The organism is Streptomyces albus subsp. albus, from assembly GCF_000719865.1.
GTDB classification, from domain to species: Bacteria; Actinomycetota; Actinomycetes; order Streptomycetales; family Streptomycetaceae; genus Streptomyces; species Streptomyces albus_E.
This window is the reverse complement of the sequence record NZ_JOID01000055.1, coordinates 1-14289: the sequence shown is the minus strand read 5'-3', so window position 1 is coordinate 14289 and position 14289 is coordinate 1. Positions and strand designations below refer to the sequence as shown.

13 protein-coding genes and 2 pseudogenes are annotated in these 14289 nt (G+C 71.3%); 9 read left to right on the top strand and 6 right to left on the bottom strand.

All coding sequences use genetic code 11. The annotated features are described in order from the left end of the window. The first annotated feature begins 265 nt into the window (after positions 1-265). The 3 genes from IF83_RS0128970 to IF83_RS0128960 all read left to right on the top strand — a co-directional run bounded on the left by IF83_RS0128970 (position 266) and on the right by IF83_RS0128960 (position 4328). Positions 266-1687, top strand: a complete 1422-nt coding sequence (locus IF83_RS0128970) for a hypothetical protein (protein ID WP_158711129.1) — start codon at positions 266-268, stop codon at positions 1685-1687. A 278-nt stretch (positions 1688-1965) separates the two neighbouring features. Further along, complete coding sequence (locus tag IF83_RS0128965) at positions 1966-3267, top strand: ATP-binding protein (RefSeq protein WP_030549263.1); 1302 nt, start codon at positions 1966-1968, stop codon at positions 3265-3267. Continuing rightward, positions 3264-4328 carry a tetratricopeptide repeat protein gene (locus IF83_RS0128960; RefSeq protein ID WP_030549262.1) on the top strand — a complete coding sequence of 355 codons (1065 nt, stop codon included), beginning with the start codon at positions 3264-3266 and terminating at the stop codon, positions 4326-4328. Before IF83_RS0128965 ends, IF83_RS0128960 begins: the two co-directional genes overlap by 4 nt. Positions 4329-4558: 230 nt before the next feature. Here the strand turns inward: IF83_RS0128960 and IF83_RS0128955 are convergent, their stop codons facing one another. Together IF83_RS0128955 and IF83_RS0128950 are read right to left on the bottom strand one after the other, a co-directional pair. Then, on the bottom strand, positions 4559-4816 hold the full coding sequence (locus IF83_RS0128955; protein WP_030549260.1) for a hypothetical protein: 258 nt from the start codon (positions 4814-4816) through the stop codon (positions 4559-4561). 50 nt (positions 4817-4866) lie between these two features. Next, positions 4867-5502, bottom strand: coding sequence for a DUF6338 family protein (locus IF83_RS0128950; protein ID WP_030549259.1), 636 nt, complete (start codon positions 5500-5502; stop codon positions 4867-4869). Positions 5503-5656: 154 nt separating this feature from the next. Between IF83_RS0128950 and IF83_RS0128945 the strand changes: the two genes are divergently transcribed. Next, positions 5657-6523: a YwqG family protein gene (locus tag IF83_RS0128945; RefSeq protein ID WP_030549257.1), complete on the top strand. Its 867-nt coding sequence runs from the start codon at positions 5657-5659 to the stop codon at positions 6521-6523. After that, a complete protein-coding gene (locus IF83_RS0128940) occupies positions 6523-7761 on the top strand; it encodes a hypothetical protein (protein WP_051723519.1) in 1239 nt (412 codons plus the stop codon). Before IF83_RS0128945 ends, IF83_RS0128940 begins: the two co-directional genes overlap by 1 nt. Before the next feature lie 108 nt (positions 7762-7869). Here IF83_RS0128940 and IF83_RS35190 read toward each other — a convergent pair whose 3' ends face one another. The 3 genes from IF83_RS35190 to IF83_RS0128920 form a co-directional block, all read right to left on the bottom strand. Continuing rightward, on the bottom strand, positions 7870-9105 hold the full coding sequence (locus IF83_RS35190; protein WP_244177257.1) for a DUF4253 domain-containing protein: 1236 nt from the start codon (positions 9103-9105) through the stop codon (positions 7870-7872). A gap of 50 nt (positions 9106-9155) precedes the next feature. Further along, positions 9156-9581: a DUF4259 domain-containing protein gene (locus IF83_RS0128925; RefSeq protein ID WP_030549253.1), complete on the bottom strand. Its 426-nt coding sequence runs from the start codon at positions 9579-9581 to the stop codon at positions 9156-9158. A 279-nt stretch (positions 9582-9860) separates the two neighbouring features. Continuing rightward, positions 9861-10229 carry a VOC family protein gene (locus IF83_RS0128920; protein ID WP_030549252.1) on the bottom strand — a complete coding sequence of 123 codons (369 nt, stop codon included), beginning with the start codon at positions 10227-10229 and terminating at the stop codon, positions 9861-9863. Between the two features lie 63 nt (positions 10230-10292). On the opposite strand from IF83_RS0128920, the gene IF83_RS0128915 reads away from it, so the two are divergent. Together IF83_RS0128915 and IF83_RS0128910 are read left to right on the top strand one after the other, a co-directional pair. Next, on the top strand, positions 10293-10751 hold the full coding sequence (locus IF83_RS0128915) for a MarR family winged helix-turn-helix transcriptional regulator (RefSeq protein ID WP_030549251.1): 459 nt from the start codon (positions 10293-10295) through the stop codon (positions 10749-10751). 305 nt (positions 10752-11056) lie between these two features. Beyond that, positions 11057-11446 carry a hypothetical protein gene (locus IF83_RS0128910; protein WP_030549249.1) on the top strand — a complete coding sequence of 130 codons (390 nt, stop codon included), beginning with the start codon at positions 11057-11059 and terminating at the stop codon, positions 11444-11446. 41 nt (positions 11447-11487) lie between these two features. Here the strand turns inward: IF83_RS0128910 and IF83_RS32745 are convergent. Beyond that, positions 11488-11652, bottom strand: a pseudogene (locus tag IF83_RS32745) (LysR family transcriptional regulator); the annotation flags it as partial. A 136-nt stretch (positions 11653-11788) separates the two neighbouring features. Between IF83_RS32745 and IF83_RS0128905 the strand changes: the two are divergent. Beyond that, positions 11789-13033: an MFS transporter gene (locus IF83_RS0128905; protein ID WP_030549247.1), complete on the top strand. Its 1245-nt coding sequence runs from the start codon at positions 11789-11791 to the stop codon at positions 13031-13033. A gap of 85 nt (positions 13034-13118) precedes the next feature. Beyond that, a pseudogene (locus IF83_RS35185) lies at positions 13119-13286 on the top strand (DUF1963 domain-containing protein); the annotation flags it as partial. Positions 13287-14289 lie beyond the last annotated feature (1003 nt).

Below are 14289 nucleotides of genomic sequence, written 5' to 3'. Positions count from 1 at the left end.
GCATCCGGATCCACCAAGATCCGCGACACCCGCGCACCGGTGACAATCCGCGCACCCGCCACACAGGCCTCCGGCAGCACCGACAACTGCACACTCTGCACCGGAACCGCAGGGGTGAGAAACGGCCAACTTCCCTGCACGGCAACGGATCGCGCACGGTCACGGCCCCGCCCACTGCTACCGTCACCCATTGATTGATCACGGACGGTGGAGAGACCGTCACGGGCGCAAAGGGGAAGCACACGCCATGCGTGCACGCGCGGTCATGGGAACGATTCTGCTGGCAGCCATCTCACTGACCGGGTGCGGCGGTGAGGACGGTGGCCGAGGGAACGACAAGAACGGTGCCCCGGCCCCCTCCCACCAGGACAAACCGCTCGCCGAGCTGGACGTGCCGGCCGCCTACGACGCGGGCAAGGGGTGGGACGAGACGTTGACCTGGCTGCCCGAGGCGGTGGAAACCCTGCCGGTGACAGCGGCACCCCGCACGGGCGGCATCGCCCTCCTGCACGCGGCCCCCGACGGCTACACGGTAAAGGTGCGGGCCGCCGACACCGGCCGCGTCCGCTGGACGTCCGCGCCGTGGGATCCGCCGACGCCGCTGGAGGACGCGGCCGGTGACCCGGCGCGAGGGGATGCGACAGAGATCCCCGACGTGATCGCCGTCGAGCAGGACGGGCGCGAGTACATCGTCGCCTACGGCCACGGGCTGCGGGGCAAGGACGAACTGCACGAGGGCACAGAGGTGGTGGGTCTCGCGGTGTATGCCGCCGACGCCACCGGTACGGCGGTGAAGCCGTTGCGGCAGATCGAGGTACCCGTGACGGCGAACCCCGGAGAGGTGCACCTGAGCACCGCGGGCGGCCGGCTGCTGGTCGGCTGGGACGAGGACGGCCCGTACCCACTGCTGTCCGCCGCGGTCGACCTGGCCACGGGCAAGACGGTCACCTACGACGACACCGACGCCCTCCTGCCCCAGTGCGCCGAGGCCGAGATGTGCTCGCGGAGCCGGGTGATGGCGGCCACCGCCCAAGGCCCCCTGGTCGGTATGGGCGACGGAGGCTTCGGCATGCCGGGCCGCTGGTTCAGTGACACCGTCCGCCCGGACGGCGTACCCGCGCGGCTGGGCATCTACAAGCAGTGGAACGGCACGGTGTACGGCGCCAACGACGGTCTGCTGCTCGCCCATTGGGAGGCCGTCGACGAGCGCGGCTCGGACACCGATCCGGTGTGGTCCGTGCACGATGTCCGCACGGGAGCGCTCAAGGCGACCTCGACCTGCGGATACGACCCCAAGGACGACAGGGGATGGCACGACTCCGGTGCGGAGCGCGAGCATTCCGTGGTCACCTCACTCGACGGCCGTTATCTCGCCGCCGGCCCGGTCGCCTTCGACCTGCGGAAGGAGAAAGGCATCTGTCTGGCGGGGGACGGCGACCGCAAGTCGGTCGCCCTCGTCTCGATCCACGACGACGGGACGGCGTACGGCTCGGTCGAGAAGAACACGTCCACCGAGGGCACCCCTCCGGTCATCGCCCAGGTCGACCTCACCGCAGGCCTCGATTCGGCCAAGGTCCTGGGCACTGGAACCGATGTGCCCTTCGCGACCGGCCTGAGAGGTGCGGGGCTCTTCCTGCACCGCGGCGATGACCTGAGCCTCCGGGTGTCACTGCGCCGCGAACGCTGACGCACTGGCGGGGCATCGCGGCAGATCCGCGCCGGCTGATCATCGCCCGGACCAGAGACCGGAGCGACCAGCGCATCGGGAGGCGAGCCGCCCCGGACGCCCGCCGGCGGGCAGGAGCCCGGCCCGTCGCCGGACGGGCCGGTCGCGACCGTTGGGAGGGCGGCGTGGCGTCCACGGCCAGAGCGTGAGGTCATGCGCTCGGCCATCGCCACCCGGGACAGACGATCCCTCAGAAGGCGAGTGGCGGCCGTCTTCGTCGTCTACGTAAAGTGTGGGTCATGGGGGCGGATTCTTCTTTGATCCAGAGTTTGCGCACGGCAGTTGAGGCGGCGCCCGGTGATGTCCCGCTGCGTCTGCATCTCGCGGAGATGCTGCTGGCCGCGGGGCAGTCCGACGCGGCGGTCGCCGAGGTGGCGGCCGCGCTGCAGCACGCGCCGGGTGACGCGCAGGCCCGTCAGCTCATGGCCCGCGCCATGGGCGCGCCGGCACCAGCGCCGGCCCCGGCGCCGGGGCCCGCCACGGAGCCCGGATCCGCGCCGGAGCCCGCGCAGGGCGCGGCGTCCGCCGCCGGCCCTGAGGCGCGGGAGGGTTTCGACTGGCAGGCGGCGGAGGACCAGGTCGGTGATGTCGTCCCGCCCCGGTTCGTCGAGGCTCCGCTCACCGTCGACGGCAGTGGTGACCCGGGGGATGCCTCCGCCTGGGACGTGGACGCGCCCGGCGCCGCGCGGCTCGCGGACGTCGGTGGGATGCAGGAGGTCAAGGACCGTCTCGAGGCCGCGTTCCTCGCGCCGCTGCGCAATCCCGAGCTGCGGAAGCTGTACGGCAAGAGCCTGCGCGGCGGGCTGCTGCTGTACGGGCCGCCCGGCTGCGGCAAGACCTTCATCGCCCGCGCCGTCGCCGGCGAACTCGGCGCGAGTTTCCTGTCGGTGTCGGTCAGCGATGTGCTCGACATGTGGATCGGCAACTCCGAGCGCAATATGCACGAGGTCTTCCAGGTCGCACGGCGTCAGGCGCCGTGCGTGGTGTTCCTGGACGAGCTGGACGCGCTGGGTGCCAAGCGCAGCCGCACCCACCACAGCGGCATGCGCAACACCGTCAACCAGTTGCTGACCGAGCTGGACGGCATCGACCCGGGCGCGAACGAGGGCGTCTTCGTACTGGCTGCCACCAACGTCCCCTGGGACGTGGACATCGCCCTGCGCCGCCCGGGGCGTCTGGACCGGACGCTGCTGGTGCTGCCTCCCGACGCCCCGGCGCGCGAGGCGATCCTCCGGTACCACCTGCGCGACCGGCCGATCGAGGCGGTCGACGTGGGCAAGCTGGCCAAGGTCACCGAAGGGCTGTCCGGCGCGGACCTGGCGCATCTGTGCGAAGCGGCCGCGGAGAGCGCGCTGCTGGACTCCGCCCGCACCGGGACCGTCCGGATGATCGGCATGAAGGACCTGCTGACCGCGGCGAAGGCCGTCGTGCCGTCCACCGAGCCGTGGTTCGCCGCCGCCCGCAACGTGGCGATGTTCGCGAACGAGGGCGGGATGTACGACGACCTGGTCGCCTACCTGAAGCGGAAGCGCAAGCTGTGAGCCTCCACCCGCTGACCCAGCAGGCCGGCGCGCTGATCGAGCTCGGGCGGTACGAGGACGCGAAGTCGCTGCTCGCCCGCCGCCTCGCGGAAGACCCCGGCGAGGTGCGCGCCTGGACCCGGCTGGCGCGCTGCCACATGAACGCCGGTGAGCACGAGGAGGCGCTCGCCGCGCTCGACGAAGCACTCAAGGCGGCCCCGGAGGACCTCGACGCGGTCGACCTGCGCGCCCGGGTACTGCGCAGGCTCAAGCGCCGGGACGAGTCGGAGCAGGCCGCGCGCGAGGCGATCCGCATCGACCCCCAGTGGTGGGGCGCGTACGCGCTCCTGGCGGAGCTGCTGTGCTTTCCCCCGAGCCCGGACACGTGGGGCGAGGGTGTCTCCATGGCCGAGGAGGCGGTACGTCTCGCCCCTGAAGAGGTCGGCGCCTACGAGACACTGTGGAAGATCGCCGTAGTGGCCAGGAACGACGAGGCGGCGGACGCCCTCGAGCGCCACATCCTGGCCCTGGATCCCACGCACGAGCTGGCTCTGTCCCAGCAGACCGCCAGAGCCGCGAAGACGCCGGGCGTGAAGGCGGCCCAGGCGGCCGATCTGTATGCCGACGCGCTCGCCGCCGTCCCCGGATCGTCGTCGCTCAGCAGAGGACTCGATCAGGCCACCTACCGCTTGCTGCGCGGCATCCGGTGGCTTGCGCTGATCTGCTTGCTGCTCGCCGGCGCGATGGTGAACCTCTTCCCAGCCGACGGCGAGGCACCGGAGCTGCCGGTGCCCCTCGCCACCCGCGTGTGGGTGCTGGTGCTCATGACGGCGGTCTGGGCCTTCGGTGCCTGGCGTCGATACCGCCGACTGCGCGCTGGCGTACGGCTGAACGTCCGCTCCCTGGTCCGCCGCGGCTTCTGGGCGCGGATCGTACTGGCCCAGGCCGCATGGGCCATGCTCTGCGCACTGCTGATCGCGCAGGTGCCGTGGACGGACCGCCTGATTCCCCAGATCCTCTTCTGGGCCGGTATGGCGCCCATCGCTGCCACGGTCTGGTTCGACCGCAAGAAGCGGCGGTGAGGAGCGGCGGCGGACAAGCGGGACGGGCGGTCCGGGACGCCGGAGCCGGTGGCCCGTCCCGGGTGCACGCAGAGTTCGGGACTCCCGGCGCGGCGGGCTTCTCGCACACCGCCGGGCCGTACCGGTATCCGGGCTGAGTGTCCGGCCTCCGGTCCCCCGGTACCGCTGAGGAAGCCGTCCGGCCGGACGTGGTGTGTCTTCCGCCGGGTGCTGCGGTCCGTCGCCCGGAATCAGTCCTGGCCGGTGGCGGACGCGGCGGAGCCGTCCGCCGCCGGGTCGGGGTTCGCCGCCGGTGCCGCCGGGGCGGGTGCGGCGGAGGTGTCCGGTGTGGGTGAGGCGCTCGCCCGGCCGACCGGTGGCGCGGGCGGGCTCTGGGCTGTCCCGGTTCCGGAGCCGGTCGGCTGGTAGACGCGGTCCTCGCCGAGTTCCAGGAGCCAGGCGCGCTCCTGTGGGGTCAGTCCGTCGTCGGGAGATCGTTCGTCGGCCATTGGCGGATGTCCCCTCCTGCTGGGCCGGGCCCGCATGGGCTCGCCGGCGGCTACGGGGCCTCGACCAGCTCCAGTACGTCGATGTTCTCAACGCGCAGGTACAGTCCGGCGGTTCCCGTCACCGGGGGTCCGAAGCTGCCGTCGGCGCCCATCTCGTAGGCCCACTGCAGGAAGAGGTCGGAGCCGTGGGGATAGCCGGAGGCGTAGGAGCGGCTGTCGTACCAGCCGCCCACCCATGCGCCGTCCTTGAGCCGGGCCCGGATGAAGCAGGGTCCGCGGTCGCGGGCGTGGCCGAAGAGGTGGTCCCAGGCGGTGGGGGCCGACCGGTGGACGGCCGTCGCACGGTGCCGCTGCCACAGGGAGACGGCGGCGGCCGCCGCGGCGGGCACGCCGAGGAACAGCAGCAGCGACCAGAGGCCGGCGGCCCGCGGGTGCTCGGCGAGCACGGTGTAGGGCGAGCCGCCGCCGTCGGGGCGGAAGGCGTCGACGAGGTATGGGCCGAGGGTGGCGGCGTACAGGGCGTTCAGCGTCACGCTCGCCGTGACGGCCCGCAACACCCGCTCGCCGAGCTGCCGTTCACCGGGCACGGGCCCGCGCCACCGCTCCCGCAGGTACTGGTACGTGACCCCGGGAAGGACCAGGAACACCAGGAGAACGAACTGCTGAACGGAGGACGGGGTCTGCATGCCGCCAGCCTCGCATCCACCGGAACCGGCGTCCTCGGCTTCAGCGCGCACGGTGCCCGCATTCTGCTCCCCGCGCACGCGGGGATAGGAGTCGGTGGGACGTCAACAGGGGCCGGCCCCTTCTCTGTCAGTGCCGCCGTGGATGATCCGGGGCATGACACACGGTTCCCGGGACGCCCTTCGCTCCCTCGCCCTGCGGCATCTGCCGCCCGCGGACGCCGAGAAGTGGCTCCGCCTGCTTCGCCCCGGCGTACGTCTCGAGGTTGCGGCCGGTCCTGACAGCATCGTTGGGCGTCTCGGTGGCCTCCCCGCCCTGCCGGCTGCCTCGGAGTGGCCGGTGTGGGAGGGGCACGGTCCGCTCTCCTTCATCGCCTCGATCGACTGCGCGTCCCTGCCGACGGCCGCGCTGGACATCGATCTGCCCGAGGCCGGAACATTGCTGTTCTTCTACTTCGACGGCCGGCTCGATGACGGCGAAGCCCTCGTTCTCGCCGAGGACCGGACGAGCTGGGCAGGCGCCCGCGTCATCTTTGTGGCGGCTGAGGAGGAGGCCGCGGAACGCGAGACACCTGCCGGACTTGAGCCGTACCCGGCGGTGCCGCTGACCGCGCGGTTGGAGATGACGGCAGCCAAACCCTGGGATCCGAGCGTCCGTAACACCTTCGCGCCGGATGCACCGCTCGGGCAGCGGTACGACCACCCAGTCTGCTCGCAGGAGTTCCTCGACGCGCTGTGGGAGTTCGACGACCATATAGGGCACCAGATCGGTGGCCACGCGCACTCGGTGCAGAACCCCGTGGAGATCGAGGTCGCGGAAGCCGTCCTGGACGGGGAAACGCCCCGGGACGACCCGCGGCTGTCCGACGAGGCCGGCCGTTGGCTGCTGCTCGCCCAGTTCGACACCGAGGACGCCGCGGACATGATGTGGGGCGACGCCGGAGCCCTGTACTGGCTGATCCGCCCGCAGGACCTGGCCGAGCGGCGCTTCGACCGGGCGATGTTCACCTGGCAGTGCTGCTGATGGCCGCCGAGCCGCCCGCCTGGGGCGTCCAGTACACGCTGTGCCTGCCGAGTGAGGAGGCCGCGCGGGCTGCCGCTTCCGTGCTGTCCGGGTTCGGGCACCGTCTGACGGCAGTACGGATTCACGATCACTTCCGGTTCGCTCCGTCGAGTTTCTGGTCCGGCAGGCCGTCGATGGATCCCGAGTTGGAGGGGTGGTGGCAGGTCTTCTCCCTCGCCGTCTACAGCGGGTACGACCGCATGCGGCTCGAACCCTTTCTCCGGAGCGAACGGGCGCGCGTGGCCCACGTCGCTCGCGCCCATGGCGGCTTCCAGCAGGGATGCGCCGAGGGCCATGCCGCGACGCTGGAGAGGGTCTTCACCAGGGACGGCCTGCTCCAGGACCGGGCCGGCGCCGAGGTGCCTCTCCCCGAGCCCTTGCCCGGAGAACCCGCCCGTCCTCCGGCCGGTCCGGCTTGGAGCTGTGGAGGGCTCGGCGATCCAAGAGAGGTGCTCCAGTCCGTGGTGGCGGCCGCGGAGCGGATGTACGGCGGGGGCGAGGACGCGCCGGCGGCCGTGGAGTGGCTGCTCGACGAGGAGTTCGCCTTCGGTGAGCCGTATGAGACGACGGGCCACTTCCTCGGCGACCTCGCAGACGCCGTGGCCCACCAGGGCACCTGCACCGACACGACCGTCGAGGCCGTTCCGTTCCTTGCCGAGCTGATCTGCGACGACAGCATCCCCGTCGGCAGCCGGTTGGTGATGCTCGGCGACCTGTTGAGGCTCGCGGCTTCGGGAGCGTCGGCCGCCGTCTCCGTCGCCGACCGGACAGCCGCCCTCGGCGGTGTGTGGCAGGAGTCCGCCGCCGAGTACCTGACACGGCAGGCCGTCGGCGGAGAACTCCCGCGGCTGCTGTCCCGCTGGCATGACGAGTGCGACGCCGTCCGGTTTGTTCTCGCCGCCCTGACGGCAGCCTGCGGTGTGCGTGACCAGCGTGTTACCGCAGGGCTCACCGAGCTGCCGGCGCCGACGGGCACCAGCCGTGCCGATGTCGTGGCCCTGGTGGCGGCCCTGCTCGGCGAGGTGCCGTACCGTCTGAAACCGGCTCTGGACCGGCTGGGCTCGTGGCACCCCCGTGTCGTGGAGGAGGCCGCCAGTCCCTGTGTCGAGCATCGAAGTCTCGCGTTGTCCGTGCTCCCCGAGCTCGTCATGGACGACATCGTGTCGAGGGGCGCGCTGTACGAGCACGATCTGCCGTAGTCGCTGACTCGTGCACGGCGTCGGCCGGCCCCACACCAAGGCCGGGTGCAGCCCCCGGGAGACCACTTCACCAGGGGTGATGATCGTCCCCCGGGGACGCATGGTGCGTCAGTCCCACCAGAAGTTCCAGTTGTGGGCACCAGTGATGCGCTCGGCGTACGCGGCCAGTGTGTATGGCCGGCTGCCCTGCCAGATGTTGTCGGGGCAGAAGGCGAAGTGTTCGGCCGCGACGGGCAGAGCGTCCTGCTGCGTCATCGGTGGAGCGGCGACGCTGAGGTGCAGGGTGGAGAATCCGACCGCGACGACACGGGCACCGAAGCGGTGTTCCCAGTCGCGGATGACGGCGGAGAACTTCGCCGTGTCGTTGTCGTAGTTGGCGGGCCCTGACCAGCCCGCCGCCGTGAGGGCGTCGGCGCCTGACGCCGCGGCGACCAGCCCCAGCCGTGACTGCGGGCGGTCCGCGAGAAACACCTGCGCGTACTCGGCGGCCACGTCGTCGGCGTCCGCCGCTGCCTGCCGGCCGGGGGCGATGCCGGGCCAGCGCTGTCCGTAGGGGGCTGTTTCAGCGAGGCGCTGCTCGGCGGAGAGTACGTCGTCGTCTTCGTCGTTAAGGGCGGTGTGCGCCGCCCACCATTCCGCGAGGAGGCCGGCCGGTTCGTGGTCCGCCGGGGAGGACATCTGCTCGGGGAAGAGCTCGCCCGATCCCCACGGGCGGCATGCGTCGTCGTCCGGATCGAGTGTGTCGAGCAGGAGCGGCCACAGGCCGGAACGCGCGTGCTCGGCGTGTATCCGCGCCCACAGTCCGGCTGTGGCCGGCCGGTCGCTGAGCCACAGCGGTTGTACGTCACCGTCGCCCTCGTCAGAGGTGATCAGCCGGCCGGGAGGGAGGGGAGTCCCGAGGTTCCTTCCGGGGTCGGCGGGCAAGGACGGCTGCCGGTGCTGCTGGGATGCCCACACCGCGCGGTCGCGGTACTGCTGGAAGGCGTGCCAGCCGGACGTCTGCCGCGGAGTGATCAGCTCGCCCTCCGCGCAGTCGAGGACCTTGCAGCGCAGAACGTCCGCGAGGTGGAAGACGGGGTCGAGCACGTCGTCGCCGGAGCCTCTGATGTGGAGCATGACCGAGTCCACCGGGTCCTCCGAGCCGATGTTGAGCTCCATGGACCAGGTGGGGCCGAGGAGTTGCCCCCAGGTGGGGTCGGAGAGGTCGGCTTCGGGGACGGCCCGGGTGATGGCCGCGATGACGTCGTGCCGGCTGCCGAGCGGAGCCGGGGTGTGGTCGTCGGGGATCTGCCGCAGCGAGGCGGCGTCGTCGGGCAGACGCAGGAGGAGCACGTCCCAGCTCATGGTGGGCCTTCCGGGGGTGACGTGTGGACTGGTGGCGGGGGTTCGGTCGTTCAGAGCAGCGTGAGCTGTTCTCCGGGAGGCTGGGGCATGAGCACGTTCCGCAGGTTCCGGATGTTCGTGCGCCAGGGGCCGCCGTCCGACTCGTCCCAGAGGTCCATCAGCTCCGACGGTGCGGTCATGACGCGGTCGAGGGCTTGGAGTGCGAGGTCGCGGAGATCCGTGAGGTCGGGGAGCGGCTCCTTCGGCCCGTAGACGGGATCGGCGGGCTCGCCCTCGGGGCACTGCGCGGCGATGAGGGCGGCCGCCGCGACGGCTTCCTCGGACTCGGGTGCTTCGAGGTAGTCCGCGGTGTCGATCACGCGGGTGAGGGCGGCGTGGACGACGCCCGCGCGTTTCTCCACGGCCGCCTCGTCGAGGGTTCCGCTGAAGTCCGCCGCGGTGTCGTTGCCGAAAGGCCCGACATCCCAAGTGCCCATGGTGTTCTCCCGTTTCGTGGCCGGTTCTGCCGATCTTGGCAGCAGCCACTGACAAAGAGCCCTGCCCGGGCGGTGACGGGAGCGGTCTCGCGGCTCATCGCGGCAGAGGGCGCAGTCGGGGGGCTGAAGCCGCTGGTGTCGAGCAGGCTGCGCGCGATGTGGTTGGTCGGGTTACGGAAGCCGAGAACGGTGCCGCGGAGGTGTCGAGTCGGCCGTTGACGCCCTCGGGCACAAGTCCCGGGCGCGACCGCTGGTGATCGTCCGGTGGTGTTGGGCCGATCAAGCGCGGTCGTGGAGCGTGATCTGGTAGCCGTCGGGGTCGGCGAAGGTGAAGGTCCGGCCGAAGGGGCCGTCGATCGGTGCGGAGACGATGGTGTGACCGTCGGCGACGAGCGCGTCGTGGATGGCCTGGACGTCGGTGGCGTGGAGCCAGATCGCGGCACCGATGCCGGGCTGGACGACGGATGCGAGGTCGGTGCCGGGAATGACGTCGCGGAGTGCGAAGGCGATCGGCTTCGTCTCGAAGACGACGGCGTGCGGAGGTCCGGCCGGCGAGCGGACGAGGCCCAGGTACTGCTCGTAGAACGCCCGCGAAGCGTCGCGGTCGCGCACTTGAAGCGAGATGAAGTCGGGGCCGGTGACGGGCATGATGACGCTCCTTCTCTTTGTGTCAGCTTTCTGACACGCATCAACCTATGTCAGAATGCTGACATGAAGCAACAAGGTGTCGGCGTCGACCTGGAGACGTCACTGGGCTACCTGCTCAAGGAAGCGTCGAGCGCCCTCCGTACGGCCATGGAGGAAGTGCTGCGACCGCTCGGGATGAGCGTGACGCACTACTCCTGCCTGGAACTGCTGGCACAACGACCGGGCCTGTCGAACTCCGAGCTCGCGCGCGGCGCGTTCGTGACACGGCAGACGATGAACGTGCTGCTCCAGGCTCTGGAACGAGACGGCTACGTGACCAGGCCCGCGGAGGCACCCGTCGGGAAGGCGCTTCCGACGCGGCTCACGCCTCGCGGCCGGCGAAGCCTCGAGAGGGCCAGCGCAGCCGTCCGGTCCGTGGAGACCAGAATGCTGGCCGGGCTGACCGAGGCCGAGCAGTCGGACGCGTTGCGGATCCTGCGGAGGATGATCCATTCCCTGCGCGCCGACAACGACGGCGCGTAGCCCCTTCCACGGCGCACGTTTCGACACGGCGCGGTACGGCCACCGGCCCGCTGCGCGACTCCGGCCCAAGGATGCGATTCCCCCACCGGCTGAAGCGGGTGGTCCCCTCGCAAGAAGGTCTGATCGGCGAGGATGCCGCCCGACGCGCAGGCCCGTCAGCTCATGACCCGCGCCATGGCCGCTCCGGCGCCGGCGTCAGCTCCGGCACCGGCCCCGGAGCCCGCCGCGGAGCCCGAATTCACGCCTGAAGAGGGGCCGATGCCACCCAAGACTCATGTGACCGATCCCAGCATTACGCTGGGATCGTGACAGGCAAGAGAACAAGTGAACGGTGGCTCTTCGCCATGCTTGCCGCTTCCGCGGTGGTCCTCTCGGCGTGCTCGGGGGCGGTCGACCCGGAGAAGCTGCCCGGTGTGTACCGCGACGCCGACGGCGGGCAGATCGAGCTATCAGCGGACGGCACGTTCTCGGCCACCGGTGTGACGACGGGCGAGGGCGCGGATCCGGTCGACTTCAGTGGCAGCTGGGACTATGAGGATCCGGGCACGTCGAGCGATTTCGTGTACTTGGGGGTCGAGGACGGCGGGCTCGGCAAGATCGGCGGGATCCAGCTTTATGTAGACGATCAGGACACGCTGTACTTCCAGTCCGATCCGGACGGGCCGGTCACACAGGAGCTCAACAAGACGAGCTGAGTGGCCTGACGGCTTGGGCATCTCGGCGACCCCGCCCTGCCGGCGCCGCGCGGGGTGCGGGTGAACAGCCGTATGCCGAGGGTGCGTTCCAACGCGGCGATGCGCTTGGAGACGGCCTGCTGGGTGACCGCGAGCTCGGGGGCGGCTTCCTGGAACTGCCCCGCTTCGGCGGCCGTGACAAAGGTGCGGACGGTGGCGAGGTCCATGGCGGCACCCTAGGGCCACAACTGCTGGTTGTGGCCGGTGGCTTGGTGGTTGTTTGATCCTCGACCTCTTGTGCGTTGTGATGCTTCCGGCTCGCGGATCGCTGGTGCGGGCGAGAGTCCAGGTGGGGGGCGGGGCATGGGGAGCGGGCAGCGGCTGGGGCCGGGGTTCGGGTGGCTCTGGGCGGCGTACGGGACGAGCGCGCTGGGCACCTGGCTCGCCTTCGGCGCGTTCCCCCTGATCGCCGTGCAGGTGCTGCACGCCGGGCCGGCCGAGGTCGCCGCGCTGTCCGCCGCGGGGGCCGCGGTGGGCGCGGCCGTGGCGGTGCCGCTCGGGCCGTGGGCGGAGTTCCGCCGCAAGCGGCCCGTGCTGATCACGGCGGATCTGGCGCGGTGCGCGGCGCTCCTGACGATTCCCGCCGCGTTCGCGCTGGGCGCGCTCACCTTCCTCCAGCTCCTGCTGGTCTGCGTCGTCGTCGCGGCGGCCGACATCACCTTCCGCGCGGCCTCCGGCGCGTACCTGAAGACGCTGCTGCCGCCCGAGGACCTGCTCGCCGCCAACGCCCGGCTGGAGGCGACGACCTGGACGGCCGCGGTCATCGGACCGCCGCTGGGCGGGGCGGCCATCGGGCTCCTCGGACCGGTGACGACCGTGGCGGCCGATGCGGTCAGCTACCTGCTCTCGGCCCTGGGCCTGCGGGCGATGGGCGGGAAGGAACCACCGCCCGCGCACCGGGAGGCCGCGCGTATGCGGGCCGCGGAGCTTCTCGACGGCTGGCGGCACATCCTCGCCGACGCGACACTCCGCCCGCTGTTCTTCAACACCACGCTGTTCAACGCCTTGGTCATGGCCCTCCAGCCGCTGCTGACCGTGCTGATGCTCGACGATTTGGGGTTCGCACCGTGGAGTTACGGCCTCGCCTTCGCCGCGCCCTCGATCGGCGGGCTGCTCGGCGCGCGGCTGGCCGGGCCGCTCGTCACCCGGTTCGGGCAGCGCCGGGTCCTGGTCGTGGCGGGGACGCTGCGCGCGGTCTGGCCCGTCGGCCTGGTCTTCGTGGGGCCGGGCACCGCGGGGCTGCTGCTGGTCATGGGCGTCGAGTTCGGGCTCATCCTCTGCTGCGGGGTCTTCAACCCCGTCCACGCCACCTACCGCCTCCAGCACACCCCGACCGACCGGATAACCCGCACGCTCACCGCCTGGACCGTGACGGCCAGGGCCACGACCGCGCTGCTGACCGCGCTCTGGGGCATCCTGGGCAGCCTCCTCGGCCCGCGCACGGCCATCGCTCTGGCCGGCGCGCTCCTGCTGGTGACCCCGCTGCTTCTCCCCCGGCGCACGGCGGCACCCACCGATGCGAAGTCGGCCGAGGAGACCACGGTATGAAGTGGTCGGGCAGGATGTGACGGCTTCCGACAGCGCCGGTGCCGGGGCGGTGCCTTCCGAGGCGCTGCGTCACGGCGGCCGGCGGCTGCTCAGGGTCACGTGCAGGTCGAGGACCACACCGCCGCGCCCGCTTGATATCGAGGCGCTGTTCCCGGAGTTGACGTCCTACCGGGGCAGCACCACCCGGCTTCATCCGCGCCCGGGCCGGCCGGAGGTGGGGGCCGGTTCCGTGGGCGGCCCGCTGCTGTGGCCCGGGCGAAGAGCTGAGGGCCGGTCTGCCAGCCCTGTCCGGCCGGGTTGAGGACGAGGCGGCCGTGCGACCAGGTGCCGCGGACGGTGATGGCGTCGTCCCGCGGGTGTCCGCGCGTCGTGAAGCCGATGGTCTTCCCGTGTTGCTCGTAGGGGACGGCGTGCACCCCTCGAAGAGGGTTGTCGCGGTGCAGCCGGCGGGCGATGGTCTCGCCGTCGCCGCGGCTGGGGGCTGGACGCACCAGGACGTCCAGCACCGTCCCGTCCGGGTAGAACCGGAACACCTGCGTGTCGGCGGCGAAGATGCCGCTCAGTGGTCTCGCCCGATTCCGGGCACGCTGCCTGCCCATCGCCCGGCCTCCCGTCTTCTCCGTGTGGTCAGGCGCCCTCTTGGTACCGGCTCGCCTCCGTCGCTGGTATCGGTCAGACCGTACGGACTCAGCGGTGACGGGCACTTCCTCCGTACCGGCCGGGCGCCACCTGCGTCTTCGGTATCAGGTGGTCAATCACCGGGGCTCGTCCAGCTTGATCCTGACCTGACAGTTGTGGCCGGCGTGCCAGACGACCTCCCCGACGACGACGGCCCCGAGGGCAGGCAGCTCGACGCCACAAGGCATGCCCGCGATTTCGGCCAGCCCCACGGCGTTGGGCACTCCGTCGAACAGGAGGAAGACCCCGAACGGCTGGCGGCCGATGACTCGCCCACTGACGCGGGCTCCGACAGGCAGTGCGGAGACTGTCGCCTTCCAACTCCGGCGAGTCTCCTCAGCGGTCGGCACCCCGGGGCCACCCGGCCAACTGAACTCGGACACAGCCCGATCATGTCAGCGCGAGAAGGCTTCGGAGACGTCAACTTCTCGGCCGTGAACGGACCGAGCTTGTTGGCTCAGTCGGTCACACCGATTCAGGCTCTCCTGCGCGGCCGGCTTCCGCGCCCGGAGTCACATCCACCGCGGGGTTGCGGTGCGGGACCGTTGACGGGGCCCCACGCCGGGATGGGCCCGGCG

What these genes read in the sequence shown, in the direction of transcription:
- IF83_RS0128925 (WP_030549253.1), bottom strand. Translation starts at nt 9,581, where the DNA reads ATGGGCACTTGGGATGTCGGGCCTTTCGGCAACGACACCGCGGCGGAC.
- IF83_RS0128950 (WP_030549259.1), bottom strand. Translation starts at nt 5,502, where the DNA reads ATGCAGACCCCGTCCTCCGTTCAGCAGTTCGTTCTCCTGGTGTTCCTG.
- IF83_RS0128940 (WP_051723519.1), top strand. Translation starts at nt 6,523, where the DNA reads ATGGCCGCCGAGCCGCCCGCCTGGGGCGTCCAGTACACGCTGTGCCTG.
- IF83_RS35190 (WP_244177257.1), bottom strand. Translation starts at nt 9,105, where the DNA reads ATGAGCTGGGACGTGCTCCTCCTGCGTCTGCCCGACGACGCCGCCTCG.
- IF83_RS0128915 (WP_030549251.1), top strand. Translation starts at nt 10,293, where the DNA reads ATGAAGCAACAAGGTGTCGGCGTCGACCTGGAGACGTCACTGGGCTAC.
- IF83_RS0128920 (WP_030549252.1), bottom strand. Translation starts at nt 10,229, where the DNA reads ATGCCCGTCACCGGCCCCGACTTCATCTCGCTTCAAGTGCGCGACCGC.
- IF83_RS0128970 (WP_158711129.1), top strand. Translation starts at nt 266, where the DNA reads ATGGGAACGATTCTGCTGGCAGCCATCTCACTGACCGGGTGCGGCGGT.
- IF83_RS0128955 (WP_030549260.1), bottom strand. Translation starts at nt 4,816, where the DNA reads ATGGCCGACGAACGATCTCCCGACGACGGACTGACCCCACAGGAGCGC.
- IF83_RS0128965 (WP_030549263.1), top strand. Translation starts at nt 1,966, where the DNA reads ATGGGGGCGGATTCTTCTTTGATCCAGAGTTTGCGCACGGCAGTTGAG.
- IF83_RS0128905 (WP_030549247.1), top strand. Translation starts at nt 11,789, where the DNA reads ATGGGGAGCGGGCAGCGGCTGGGGCCGGGGTTCGGGTGGCTCTGGGCG.
- IF83_RS0128945 (WP_030549257.1), top strand. Translation starts at nt 5,657, where the DNA reads ATGACACACGGTTCCCGGGACGCCCTTCGCTCCCTCGCCCTGCGGCAT.